We start from the raw sequence: 12,640 nt of genomic DNA on the forward strand, positions 1-12,640 counted from the left end.
ACGAGTCAGAGCGTGATGTCCGGTCCATTCAGGTGCCCCGGTGGGGTCGGGTGGAACAGGTCGGTGGCCTGGTTCCGTGGCTCGTCGTGGATCCGGACGGGGTGCCGGTCGAGCCGATCCGGCGGTACCTGACGGACTTCGTGGCCCGGGACAATCGTTCGGGCAGCGTCCGCAGTTACGCATATGGTCTGCTGCGCTGGTGGCGGTGGCTGCGGGCTGTGGGTGTTGAGTGGGATCAGGCCACGGCCGCGGAGGCTCGCGATCTCGTGCTGTGGTTGAAGCAGGCGGCCAAGCCACGGCGGTCGCCGCGGACGGGGTCGGCGGCGACGGCGGGCACGGTCAATCCGATCACTCGTAAGACGTATCTCGATGACGAGTACAAGCCTCGGACGGTGCGGCACTCGAACGCGGTCGTGCGGGCGTTCTACGAGTTCTGGATCGAGATCGGTCAGGGTCCGCTGGTCAATCCGGTGCCGTTGGATCGCGGTTCGGGTCGGCGCGCGAACGCGCATCACAATCCGTTGGAGCCGTTTCGGCCCGAGGGGCGTGTCCGCTATAACCCGAGGGTCGCACGGCGCAGGCCGAGGGCGATGCCCGATGAGCGGTGGAACGAGTTGTTCGCTGCGCTGCGGTCCAACCGGGACCGGGCCCTGGTGGCTCTGGCGGTCAGCAGCGCGGCCCGTGCCGGTGAGCTTCTCGGTGTCCGGTGCGTGGACCTGGACTGGGGCGAGCAGCTGGTGCGCGTCGTGCGCAAGGGCACGCAGGCCGAGCAGTGGCTGCCGGCCAGCCCGGAGGCGTTCGTGTGGCTGCGTCTCTATCTGGCTGATCTCGGTGAGTCGCCGGGTCAGGACGAGCCGCTGTGGCAGACGCTTCGCCAGCGGGACCGGGGTGAGGGCCCGCGGCGTCAGCCGTTGAACTACGAGGCGCTGCGGGCGGTGTTCCGTCGGGTCAACGGCCTGTTGGGCACGAACTGGTCGATGCACGACCTGCGGCACACGGCGGCGGTCAGGATGAGCCGGGACGAGCGGCTGTCGATGCGCGACGTGCAGGTCATCCTCGGTCATGCGCACCTGTCCACGACCGCCGACGTCTACCTGGTGGAGGACGACGCCGAGGTCATCCGGCGAGTCCACGAGTACCTGGCGGGCCGAGAGGCCCAGGCGCAGGTTCCGCCGCCGGCCGCCGCGGGCTACGACGAGGGGGACCTCGCGGTGCTGTTCGGGGGGAGCCTGCGATGACGGTCGTCACGGCCGCCCGGGCGCAGCCGGGCCTCGCTGCCGTGCCGGGCAACCCGTGCCTGGGGCATGAGCCGGGCCCGGCTGACCGGTTCTCGATCGAGGAGGTGCTTGGCCAGCTGCGGGAGCTGCCCACCTGGTTGACCTGGGAGGGAACGCCGCCGAGCCAGCGGCTGCGGGGCGCGGCACGGGTGTTTGGCTCTGGCGGTTTGATTTGGTTCTGGCGCAGATCTTGTGACGCGAGCGCAGTCGATCACTGGGCGTCACCGGGATCCGCGGCCGACAGACCGGCCACGACTGGCAAGTCGCGTCGCGGCCGGGGGCCACCACAAGATCCGCGCCAGAGCCTTTGATTTGGCCCCACTGTGGCGGCTTGAAGTGGCCCCACCCGGAGGCCGTTCGGTGGCGGAGTGACGGCTTGAAGTGGCCCCACCCGAGGGTGGGGGTGCGATGATCGCGTCTTCCGTTGCGGGGAGGGCTGTGGGGGGCTGTGGGGTCGTCGAGGGTCGAGCAGTTCGAGGCGATCCGGGTGGATGCGCGCCGCGGGATGTCGATCCGGGAGTTGGCCGAGCGGCATGGGGTGCATCGGCGGACGGTGCGGCAGGCGTTGGAGTCGGCGGCTCCGGTTCCGCGGCGGACCCCGGTGCGGGTCTCGGCGCGGTTGGAGACCTTCAAGGCGGCGATCGACGCGATGCTGGTGGCGGATCTCGACGCTCCGCGGAAACAGCGGCACACCGCGAGGCGGGTCCGTGACCGCCTCGTCGCGGAGGACGGGATGAGCGAGGCGGTCGCGTACTCGACGGTGCGTGACTATGTGGCCCGGCGCCGGCCGGAGATCGCGGCCGAGGCTGGTCGTGGAATGGAGACCGCGTTCGTGTTACAGACCCATCTGCCGGGGCAGGAAGCCGAGGTTGATTTCGGGGATCTGTGGGTTCTGCTTTCCGGCGTGCAGACGAAGTGTTTCCTGTTCACGTTGCGGTTGTCGTATTCGGGCAAGGCCGTGCACCGGGTGTTCGCCTCGCAGGGACAGGAGGCGTTCATCGAGGGTCATCTGCACGCGTTCACGGTGCTCGGCGGTGTCCCGGCCGGGAAGATCCGCTATGACAATCTGCGGTCCGCGGTGTCGCGGGTGCTGCTGGGCCGTAACCGGACCGAGTCCGACCGGTGGGTGCTGTTTCGTTCCCATTTTGGTTTCGACGCGTTCTACTGCCTGCCCGGGGTTGAGGGCGCGCACGAGAAGGGCGGGGTCGAGGGCGAGGTCGGCCGGTTCCGGCGCAACCATCTGGTGCCGGTGCCCGAGGTCGACACGCTCGCCGAGCTCAACGGGCGAATCGAACAGGCCGACCTGGCCGACGACGGCCGGCGGATCGAGGGACGCCTCGTCACGGTCGGGCAGGCGTTCGCGGCGGAGGTGGGGCTGTTGCGGGCGCTGCCGGAGGAGGCGTTCGAGCCGGGGCTGCTGCTGACCCCGCGGGTCGACCGCTACGGGCAGGTCACGGTCCGCCAGTGCCACTACTCGGTACCGGTCCGCCTGATCGGCCAGCGGGTCCGGGTGTTCCTGCGCGCCTCCGAGCTGGTCATCCTCGACGGCCGGGTCGAGGTCGCCCGGCACACCCGCGCGGTCCGCAAGGGCTCCCAGAGCCTGCTGCTGGACCACTACCTGGAGGTCCTGGCCCGCAAGCCCGGAGCGCTGCCGGGGGCGACCGCGCTGGTCCAGGCCCGCGCCAGCGGGATGTTCACGCCGGCGCACGACGCCTTCTGGGCGGCGGCCAGGCGGGCGCACGGCGACAGCGGCGGGACCCGGGCCCTCGTCGAGGTCCTCCTGCTGCACCGCCACCTGTCCCACCCCGACGTCGTCGCCGGCCTGACCGCGGCGGTCGCCACCGGCGCGTCCACCGCCGACGTGGTCGCGGTCGAGGCCCGCAAAGCCACCCAGGCCCGCCGGCCCACACCCGCACCGGCCCCGACGGCCAGCCCGGTCGTGAGCCTGACCGCGCGGCGCCTGGCCGGCCTGCCACCCGACAGCCGCCCGGCCCCGTCGGTCGCCCACTACGACCAGCTCCTGCGCCGCCGCGCACCCCAACCGCCCGCCGCCCGGGCCCCACCCCCAGCATCTGAAGGAGAAATGTCATGAACGCGCTACGCCGCAACGTCACCGAACAGGCCGCCGACGCCGCCATCGACCAGGCCTGCCGAGCCCTACGCCTCCCGACGGTCCGCGCCCGGTTCCCCGAGATCGCCGACGCCGCCGAACGCGAACACCTCACCTACCGCGGGTTCCTCGCCGAACTGTTCATGACCGAATGCGAGGAACGCGACCGCCGCCGCTCCGACCGGCAGGTCAAAGCCGCCGGCTTCCCCCGCTCGAAATGGCTCGCCGACTTCGACTACACCGCGAACCCCACCGTGAACCCCGCCCTCGTCAACACCCTCGCCAGCTGCGCCTGGGTCACCCGGGGCGAACCACTCTGCCTCATCGGCGACTCCGGCACCGGCAAATCCCACCTCCTCATCGCCCTCGGCTCCGCCGCCGCGATCGCCGGCCACCGCGTCCGCTACACCCTCGCCGCGAAACTCGTCAACGAACTTGCCGAGGCCGCCGACGAGAAACAACTCGCGAAGACCATCGCCCGCTACGGCCGCGTCGACCTCCTCTGCATCGACGAACTCGGCTACATGGAACTCGACCGCCGCGGCGCCGAACTCCTCTTCCAGGTCCTCACCGAACGCGAAGAGAAGAACAGCGTCGCGATCGCCTCCAACGAGTCCTTCTCCGGCTGGACCAAAACCTTCACCGACCCGAGACTCTGCGCCGCCATCGTCGACCGCCTCACCTTCGGCGCCAACATCATCGAAACCGGCACCGACTCCTACCGCCTCGCCCACGCCCGCGCCGCCCGCCAGGCCACCGCCTGACCCACCCAGGTGGGGCCACTTCAAGCCGCCACACCGTGGCCCCACCACCCTCCGGGTGGGGCCACTTCAAACCGCCCTGGCGGGGCCAGATGGAAGGCTCTGGCGCGGATCTTGTGGTGGCCCCCGGCCGCGACGCGACCTGCCAGTCGTGGCCGGTCTGTCGGCCGCGGATCCCGGTGACGCCCAGTGATCGACTGCGCTCGCGTCACAAGATCTGCGCCAGAACCAGATGGAACCGCCAGAGCCAGGTGTTGACCTGGCTGGGGTCCTGGCCTGGCGAGGGATGGCAGGGGCGCTGGCTCACCGCCAGCGGTGACGAGGACTCGGGTTGGACGCGCCAGCTCGCCGCGGACGGCCCCCGAACGGCCCGCTCCAGCGTCACGGAGCTGCGAGCGGGGCTGAACTGGCTGTTCCTGGCACGTGTCCTGCGACCGGGCTACGGCTACTTCGTGCGCACCAAGCCCGCCGTTCTGTTCGAGCAGGCACCCCACCTCATCAGCCCGGAGCTGTTCGACCGGCTCAGCCAGGACACAGCCGAGCCGATCACCGCCCAGGAGCGCACCCTGGCACGCACGGCCTTGGTCAAGATGGTCCTGCACACCGGCAAGGACCTCGAGCACCTCACCACCCAGGACATCTTCGAGTTCCGCGACTGGATGAACCTGCGCCACAAGGCCAACAGGGGACTGGGCACGGCGTGGGACCTGCTGCGCGAGGCAGGAGTGATCTCCGTGAGCGGGTCGTTGCGGGAAGCAGTCCGCCGCGGCCAGCTACCGGTCAGCGATCTCGTCGACTCCTACGGCATCCGCAGCCCCACCGTCCGGGCCGTGCTGATCCGCTACCTGGAAGAGCGGCGTCCCAGCCTGGACTACAACACCCTGCGCGGAACCGCCAGCCAGCTCGCGGGCACGTTCTGGGCCGACATCGAACGCCACCACCCTGGCATCGACAGCCTGGACCTGCCCGAGGACGTCGCCCAGGCGTGGAAGGAACGCCTGCGCACGGTCCGCACGAAACAGGGACACGTCAGGCCGCGCCAAGGCCGGCTGGAGCTGCTGACCCAGGTGCGGGCCTTCTACCTCGATATCCAGGAATGGGCGCACACAGACCCGTCCTGGGTGCCCTGGGCGGTCCCCAGCCCTGTCCGCCGCGGCGACACCGGCGGGATCGTCAAGGCCCGGCTCCAGGCCACCGCACGGATGCACCAGCGGGTCCGGGAACGTCTGCCCCAGATGCCGGTCCTGGTCGAGACCGCCGAACGCCACCGCGACCGTCAGCGGACGCTGCTGGACACGGCGACCACGACCGCCGGCGGCGGGCTGTTCACCCACGACGGCCAGCGATACCGGCGTCTCGCCGCCAAAGCTCACCACGGAGGCGACCGCTACCGCGGCCGGGACACCGTGGTCGCCGAGAACGTCGACACCGGCGTCAGCGCCGACCTGACCCGCGCCGAGGACGAGGCGTTCTGGGCCTGGGCGATCATCGAAACCCTCCGGCACACAGGCACCCGGCTGGAGGAACTACTGGAGATCACACATCTGGCGTTGACCTCCTACCAGCTTCCCGGCACCCGCGAACTGGCGCCACTCCTGCAGATCGTGCCGTCGAAGAGCAACGAGGAACGGCTCCTTCTCGTCAGCCCGGAGCTCGCCAGCGTCCTGGCCAGTGTCATCAGCAGGCTCCGCCGTCTCAACGGCGGCTCCGTCCCCCTGGTCGCCCGCTGGGACCCCCACGAGCGGATCACCGGACCGCCGCTTCCGCACCTGTTCCAGCGCCGCAACGGCCACCGCTGGAGCGTGATGAGCTACAACACGGTCCACCACCTCCTCAACGACGCGGTCGCGCGGACCGGCCTGCTCGACGCCGCGGGCGAGCCACTGCACTACAGCGCCCACGACTTCCGCAGAATATTCACCACGGAGGCCGTGACCGGAGGGCTCCCGGTCCATATAGCGGCACGGCTGCTCGGCCACCAGACGATAACCACGACACAGGCATATCTCGCCGTTTTCCAGGAAGATCTCATCCGGTCCTACAGGTCCTTTCTCGACGGCCGGCGGGCCGTCCGGCCCGAGGCCGAGTACCGTGAGCCAACCGAGGAGGAATGGCGCGAGTTCCAGCAACACTTCCAAGCCCGCAAGCTGGAACTGGGCGACTGCGGCCGACCCTACGGCACAGGCTGCCAGCACGAACACTCGTGCCTGCGCTGCCCGATGCTGAGAGTCTCACCGGCCCAGCGAACCCGGCTGGTCGAAATCATTCGAAACCTCGATGACCGCATCAGCGAGGCCAAGATGAACGGCTGGCTCGGCGAAGTCGAAGGACTCCACTACAGCCGCACCAAAGCCAAAGAGAAACTCACCAGCCTCGACAAGACGATCCGCAACTCCCCGGGAACCCAGACCGACCTCGGGATCCCGACCATCAGATAGCAGCAGCGGCCGACACCAGCCACCCTTCCCCGGACGAACACTCCACATATCCGAGGAATGTCCTCTTTGCTTACTCCAGAAAAGATGTAGAGGTCACCCTGGTCTTCCGCGCCGGCCCGGTCCCGCCGCCAGCCGCCGTCGCCGCGCTCTCACCGGACGGCGGACGCGGCGCGGGCTGGCTGGTGGCAGTGCCGGACGGGCCGATCGAGCACGAGCCACCGCTGATCGCCCTCGGCGACCGAGGCCCCGCCCTGCGCCGCGCCCTGGCCGGCGTGACGCTCGGCGCGTTCGACGAGCGCATCGTCACCTGGCTGACGGGCTGGGACTCGCCGACGGTAGCCACCCTGACCAGCCTGATCCACCGCGCCCGCGCCACTGAACGCACTCTCGCCCGCAGCGCCTGACGCCCAGATCCGCCCCGTCGACAGACTGCCGCCGCCGACCGTCCCCTACACCGACGGCGGCAGCCACCTGGCCGCGCCGGGCCGGCAGTGCGGATCAGATCGACCTCGGACTGCTCGATTCAGGCGAGTCCGGCCCGGCCATTGATGCGCCCGACGGACCAGGGGTCGGCTGGTTCCCCGCGACCAGCCCTTGTAGCGCTCGCCGTGCTGCGCGAAGGGCCTTTGCCGCACTCGGGCAGGCGACGTCCGGGCGCCCGTCGGAGCGGTACATGTGGCTCTGTGCCGCAAGAGGAAGCGGAGCAGGTCGCTGCAGAGGCACGGGTCCCCTTGGGGTCACCTGGGGCTGCCCGTGTTTCGGCGGCGCGCAGTTGCTCGCTTGCCCTCGAATCGTCCGAAGGCGGCTTGGCGACTCACCTGCAGCGCCCCGCCGATGACCTCCCAGACGATGCCGCGCCCGCGGGCCACGGCGGCGGCGTCGTGGGCGATGCGGTCGGCGCGTGCGGCGACCATCCGGGTCAGGACGAGGGCCGCCAGCGGGCGGTCAGCGACAAGCTTGTCGAGCTTGCCGAACCCTACCTGCCAAGATGAGATGAGACAGGCGGTATGTCTCTTATAGGGTAGTTTGGGCGGGGTTGGGAGAGGGAGATCGTGGCGGCGGTGCTGACGGCCAGGCGAGGCCTGGTCGATGATGGTCGGGTGGATGACCCCGGACCTGAGGCGGGACGGCCTGACCCGGAGGTCGAGCCGAAGGCGAAGCGGCGGACGTTCACGGCGGCGTACAAGGCTCGGATTCTCGCGGAATACGACGCGGCGACCAGGCCCGGCGAGAAGGGCGCGATCCTGCGTCGGGAGCGGTTGTACTCGGCGCATATCGTGGAGTGGCGTCGCGCGGCGGGCCAGGGCGCGGCGGCGGTGCCGGGGAGGAAGCGCGGCCGGCCGGCGGCCGACCCGCGGGACAAGAAGATAGCGGAGCTGGAGGCGACGCTGGCCCGGAAAGAGAAGGAACTCGAGGCGTCCCAGCGCGTGATTGGCATCATGGGAAAAGCCAACGCGCTCTTGGAGGCGCTTTCCGAGAGCATTCCCGAAATTACCCGGGCGTCGTCGCCGAAGGAGAACGGATAGTCGACGCGTGCGTGGTCGAGCTTTCCGGGGTCGTCGGGCCGAAGAATGCCTGCGATCTGGTGGGTCGGTCGCGGGCGACGTTCTACCGGCGCCATCGCCCTCCGGCGTCGGCGCTGGAGCGGCGGCCGCCGAAGCCGCACAAGGAGCGTGTGCAGCCCCGGGCGCTTTCCGCGGAGGAACGGGCGAGGGCCCTTGGGGTTCTCAACTCGGAGCGGTTCGCCGACTCGTCGCCGGCGCACGTGTGGGCGACGCTGCTCGACGAGGGGGTCTACCTGGCCTCTCCCCGTACGCTGTACCGGATCCTGGCGGCCCGGGAGCAGACCGGGGAGCGCCGTGCCCAGGCGACGCATCCGCCGCGTGTGAAACCCGAGCTGCTCGCGTCCGCGCCGAACCAGGTGTGGACCTGGGATATCGAGCGCCACGAGGCGCTTACAAACCGGATGGAGGTGAAAGACCCCCATCGTCACGCCGTCGCAGCGGAGTGACAGAAGCTGAGGGTGGCCCAAACCGGGAGGCGACGGGGAGGGAAAGCAGCCCTGACAACGACGGGATGCATCAGAACTACCGGATGGTGCGGGCCCGGCAAGCGAGTTGGGAAGGTCGACGAGAGGAACCAGCGCTGTAAAGCTCCTCAAGAGGTACCGCCAGCCTCAACCCGGTGGATATGGGCTGGATTGCGGTGCGCACCCGCCCTTGGGCGGGGAACTCCCTGGCTGGTTGATATCGCCGGCTGGGAGGCCACGGTGAAAGTCTGCGGCGTAACCGTGGCGAGGCCGCAGGGGCATAGCTGGCGACCTAACCCGACAACCGGTTGTAAGCGAACGTGGGAACCGCCCAGAGGCTCCCGCCGCCGGCGTTCAAGCCATGGACGCGGGCGCGGGAAAGCGAGTCGTCCGCCGACGGCCCTGGGCGGGGCGGAGGACCTGTAGTAGTCGCAGGCGTAGCGACCTGCCGTGGAGGGCGGGAGAGCCGCCCACAGGGCGAAGGGGTCCAGCGGATTCAGGTGGTTAGGGGCTGTAATGGCAGGAGCACACTGGTGAACACCGGTGAACCGTGGCCGAGCTTCGCCGAGGCATGGCCACGGGTACTGAGGATGCAGACCAAGCTGCACCGATGGGCGGCCGGTGACCCCGGCCGTGTGTTCGATGATCTGATGAACCTCGTCTACCACCCGGACTTCCTGGTAGTGGCCTGGAACCGGGTGCGAACAAACAAAGGAGCGCGCACCGCCGGGGTGGACCGGGTCGTGCCGGCCTCCCTGGAGAACGAGCGGGACGTCGCTGCGCTGTTGGCCGACGTGCGGTCGGGTCTGAAGGCCCGGACGTTCACCCCCCTGCCGGTTCGGGAGCGTGTGATTCCCAAATCCGACGGGTCGGGCAGGCTGCGGCGCCTGGGAATTCCGACGGTTGCAGCATAGTCCCGTTTTGTCCAAGTCTTCTTTGGGTTTCCTAACGGTGACTCATCCGTTTCACGCGCTGGCTGGCCGGCGTCTGGAGATTTTGTATGTCAAGCGCCGGGGTGGTGGGCTGGTGTTTGTCTGCGCGCGTGATGTGGGCCGGACGGTGACGTTGCCGCAGGCGTGGACGGATCGTGGGGAGGCCCCGATGACGGAGCGGCTGTCGGTGGAGCAGTTGGGTGCTGCGCGGGTGCTGGCGGATGCCCTGCTGCGCCGGGGTGAGCGTGGCCGGACAGGGCAGGGGGAGGACGGCGGGGAGGTGCCGTGCGAGGCCCCGGCGGGGCCGGGATCGAGGGGCCGTGGCGGGGCCGGGGGTGTGGCGCGAACAGGTGATGGTGCTGGCGAACATGGTCGAGGCGGTGCTGGAGGGTGGCCGTGAACGGGTTTTCGAAGATCACCGCGTCGCATCGGTCCCGGGCGGCCGCGATCTACCTTCGGCAGTCGACGTTGGTGCAGGTGCGGGACAACACCGCCTCCACGTTGCGGCAGTACGCCCTGGTGGACACGGCGGTGGAGCTGGGCTGGGACCGCGAGAACGTGCGGGTGATCGATGCGGACCTGGGGGTGTCGGGGACGTTCGGTGCCGACCGCGAGGGCTTCCGCGACCTGGTGGCTCAGGTGTGTCTGGGCGAGGTCGGGGCGATCTTCGGGTTGGAGGTGTCCCGGCTGGCCCGCTCGTCGGCGGACTTCGCCCGCCTGCTGGAGTTGGCCCGTCTGACGGATGCGCTGCTCGTGGACACCGACGGTGTCTACGATCTCGCGGACATCAACGACCGCCTCCTGCTCGGGCTGAAGGGCAGTATGTCCGAGTGTGAGCTGCACCTGCTGACCGGCCGGTTGCAGGGCGCGAAACGGGCCGCGGCTGAACGCGGCGAGCTGCGTTTCCCGCTGCCGGTCGGCTACGTCTACGACGACGAGGGTGTCTGCGTGATCGACCCGGACCGGGAGGTGCAGGCCGCGGTCCGGGACGTCTTCGCCGCGTTCGCCGCGGGCGGCTCGGCGTTCCAGGTGGTGGCCGCGTTCGCCCGGCGGCGGTTCCCCCTGCGGGCCTACGGGGGCATCTGGGCCGGACAGCTGCGGTGGGGCCGGCTGACCCACTCCCGGGCGCTGGGGGTGCTGTCCAACCCGTGCTATGCGGGCACCTACGTCTACGGCCGGTACGCCACCCGCCGCACCGTGTGCCCGGACGCCACCGTGCACACCGGGGTGCGGCTGCTGCCCCGCGAGCAGTGGCCCCTCGTGCTGCACGGCCACCACGAGGGCTACATCACCTGGGAGGAGTATGTGGCCATCGAGGCGAGGCTGACGGCCAACTGCACCCACCAGGGGGCGCGCCCGGCGCGGGAGGGCCTGGCCCTGTGTCAGGGGATCATGTTCTGCGGGTCGTGCGGACGGCCGATGACCACCCGCTACTACCCGCAGGGGCGGGCGGCCTACGGCTGCTCGTCGTCGCGCGCCGACCACGAGGCCACCGCGACCTGCCGGTCGATCCGCGCCGACGTGGTCGACGACGCGGTGGCCGGCTTGCTGCTCGCCACGGTGTCGCCGGGGCAGATCGAGCGGGCTCTGGCCGCCGCGGACGAGGTCACCTCCCGGCACACCCGCTCCCACCGGGCGGCCGAGCTGGCCGTGGAACGTGCCCGCTACGACGCCGGGCGCGCCGAGCGCGCGTTGGGCGCGGTGGAGCCGGAGAACCGGCTGGTCGCCGCCACCCTGGAGACCCGCTGGGAAGCCAGACTGTCCGCCCTGGCCGAAGCCGAGGCCGCCCTGGCCGCCGCCCGCGACAGCAGGCCGGCGCTACCGGACCGGGACGGCCTGCGCGCGCTGGCCGCGGACCTGCCCGGACTCTGGCACAGCCGGCACACCCGGGACCGGGACCGCAAGCGGCTGCTGCGCACCCTCATCTCGGATGTCACCCTGCTGCCCGAGACCGACCGGGCCCGGGCCCGGCTCGGGGTGCGCTGGCACACCGGCGCCACCGACGAGCTCGCCCTGCGCAGACCAGCCACCTCACCGGAAGTGCGCAGGACCCCGGCCCCAGCCCGCCAGCTGATCGCCCGGCTCGGTCCGGACCATTCCGACGCCGAGATCGTCACCGCGCTCACCGAAGCCGGGCTGACCACCGGAACCGGCCGTCCCTACGACGAAGCGGCCGTCGCCTGGGTCCGCCACACCTACAACATCCCCGGCCGGTGCCCGTTCCAGGACGGGGAGATCTGCGTCGACCAGGCCGCGGCAATCCTCGGGATCACCGCCAACGCCGTCTACTACTGGCTCACCCACGACCGGCTCGCAGGCCGCAAGGACCCCTCCGGACGCTGGTGCATCCCCTGGAACGCCCAGATCGAGGCCACCTGCCGCCGCCAGATCGACGCCTCCGGCCACCTCATCCCCCATGCCCCCGGCCCCCGTGAGGTCCTGCCCGGCGACATCACCGTCCACCAGGCCGCCACCCGACTCGGCGTGCCCGACGACGTCATCTACTACCGCATCCGCATCGGCCAACTGACCGCGCGGCGCACCCCGAGCGGGTGCCTGAGCCTCCCGTGGAACCCGCAGGTCGCGGCCGCCTGCCGCACACGGATCGAGCATCCCGGATCCGGCCCGACCGGCCCGGGCAGCCGGCCCCTCCCGCACGCCGCCACCGCACACGGAGACCTCAGCGTCCACCAGGCCGCCACCAGGCTCGGTATCCCCACCGCGCAGATCTACTACTGGATCCGCCGCGGCTACCTGACCGCCTACCGTGTCAACGCTGACCGGGTCGCCATCCCCTGGAACGACCAGGTGGAAACCGCCTGCCTCCACCGCGCCGCCCGCACCGTGAAAGTCAACTCCACAACCCAAACGATTACAGCGAGATGAGCAGTATGAAGCCACCACGCCTACCTGGTCGGACAAGCTGGTCGCCGAGGCCGTGCGTCTCCTGCTGGAGGCGTACTACGACGTCCAGTTCTCCGACCGCTCCCACGGTTTCCGCCCAGGCCGAGGCTGCCACACAGCGCTACGCGAGGTGGTCGACGTCTGGAAAGGGACACACTGGTTCATCGAGGGGGACATCTCCCGCTGCTT

10 protein-coding genes and 1 pseudogene are annotated in these 12,640 nt (G+C 70.3%); all 11 read left to right on the plus strand.

From position 1 onward, the window contains the following. Positions 1-50 precede the first annotated feature (50 nt). Positions 51-1,238 carry a tyrosine-type recombinase/integrase gene (locus QOZ89_RS43695; RefSeq protein WP_312630099.1) on the plus strand — a complete coding sequence of 396 codons (1,188 nt, stop codon included), beginning with the start codon at positions 51-53 and terminating at the stop codon, positions 1,236-1,238. 487 nt (positions 1,239-1,725) lie between these two features. Beyond that, positions 1,726-3,369: an IS21 family transposase gene (istA, locus tag QOZ89_RS43700; protein WP_274536511.1), complete on the plus strand. Its 1,644-nt coding sequence runs from the start codon at positions 1,726-1,728 to the stop codon at positions 3,367-3,369. Next, the gene (gene istB / locus QOZ89_RS43705; protein ID WP_071048345.1) at positions 3,366-4,151 is read left to right on the plus strand and encodes an IS21-like element helper ATPase IstB; all 786 of its coding nucleotides are present in this window, start codon (positions 3,366-3,368) and stop codon (positions 4,149-4,151) included. The genes istA and istB overlap by 4 nt, the downstream gene beginning before the upstream one ends. 248 nt (positions 4,152-4,399) lie before the next feature. Beyond that, entirely contained in the window at positions 4,400-6,586 is a 2,187-nt protein-coding gene (locus tag QOZ89_RS43710; protein ID WP_312630102.1) for a tyrosine-type recombinase/integrase, read from the plus strand. A 182-nt stretch (positions 6,587-6,768) separates the two neighbouring features. Further along, entirely contained in the window at positions 6,769-6,990 is a 222-nt protein-coding gene (locus tag QOZ89_RS43715) for a hypothetical protein (RefSeq protein ID WP_312630104.1), read from the plus strand. 648 nt (positions 6,991-7,638) lie between these two features. Continuing rightward, entirely contained in the window at positions 7,639-8,112 is a 474-nt protein-coding gene (locus QOZ89_RS43720; protein WP_312630106.1) for a hypothetical protein, read from the plus strand. An 11-nt stretch (positions 8,113-8,123) separates the two neighbouring features. Continuing rightward, a complete protein-coding gene (locus QOZ89_RS43725) occupies positions 8,124-8,597 on the plus strand; it encodes a hypothetical protein (RefSeq protein WP_312630108.1) in 474 nt (157 codons plus the stop codon). Between the two features lie 608 nt (positions 8,598-9,205). Further along, a complete protein-coding gene (locus QOZ89_RS43730; protein ID WP_312630110.1) occupies positions 9,206-9,529 on the plus strand; it encodes a hypothetical protein in 324 nt (107 codons plus the stop codon). Between the two features lie 37 nt (positions 9,530-9,566). Continuing rightward, positions 9,567-9,947 (plus strand): DUF5372 family protein, encoded by a 381-nt coding sequence (locus tag QOZ89_RS48000; RefSeq protein WP_397428955.1) that lies wholly within the window; start codon positions 9,567-9,569, stop codon positions 9,945-9,947. Beyond that, positions 9,944-12,433, plus strand: coding sequence for a recombinase family protein (locus tag QOZ89_RS43735; RefSeq protein ID WP_312630112.1), 2,490 nt, complete (start codon positions 9,944-9,946; stop codon positions 12,431-12,433). Before QOZ89_RS48000 ends, QOZ89_RS43735 begins: the two co-directional genes overlap by 4 nt. A 19-nt stretch (positions 12,434-12,452) precedes the next feature. Then, a pseudogene (locus QOZ89_RS43740) lies at positions 12,453-12,640 on the plus strand (maturase); the annotation flags it as partial.

Source organism: Pseudofrankia coriaricola (genome assembly GCF_032027725.1).
In the GTDB taxonomy this organism is placed as follows: domain Bacteria; phylum Actinomycetota; class Actinomycetes; order Frankiales; family Frankiaceae; genus Pseudofrankia.